Here is a 493-nt window from a genome sequence, read left to right as displayed (position 1 = left end):
GTCGGCAGGCTGCTTTTCAGCCGGTAGCGCAGGTAGACAGAAGTCAGCGCGGACTGCCAATCATGCGTATGCACAAGATCCGGCTTCCAGTCGGTGATCGCGCCATCCGCAATCAAGGCACCCCCCAGCGAAAGCGCTGCGAACCGTCGGCTGTTGTCGGCAAAATCAATCCCTTGCTCGTCGAGATAGGGGCCGCCCGGCCGATCGTATAGCACGGGAATGTCGAGAACRAACAAATCCAGCCCTTCCGAATCTGCCCGAAGGATGCGCGCTTCGGCGCCGAAMAGGTCCATCGTCGCAACGGTTGCCACATTCCTCAAGCGTGCCATGACGCCCGGATACCCCGGCACAAGCGAAACGGTCTCTACCTCAAACTCCGATAGAGCGTTCGGAAGCGATCCTGTGACGTCGGCAAGCCCGCCGGTTTTAACGAGCGGGAAAATCTCCGATGTTACCGATAGGACTTTCAACCGCCCCTCTCCTCATTTTCCAG

Annotated in this window: 1 protein-coding gene; it reads right to left on the bottom strand. The window is 58.9% G+C overall.

Features of this window, described 5'->3' with window-relative positions; all coding sequences use genetic code 11:
• A partial coding sequence (locus AB4048_RS28960; protein ID WP_442205368.1) for a glycogen/starch synthase occupies nt 1–470 on the bottom strand: 470 nt, incomplete at its 3' end.
• Between the last annotated feature and the right edge of the window lie 23 nt (nt 471–493).

This window comes from Rhizobium sp. RAF56 (genome assembly GCF_052113965.1).
Classification (GTDB): domain Bacteria; phylum Pseudomonadota; class Alphaproteobacteria; order Rhizobiales; family Rhizobiaceae; genus Rhizobium.
This window is presented reverse-complemented; position numbering and strand designations above follow the sequence as displayed.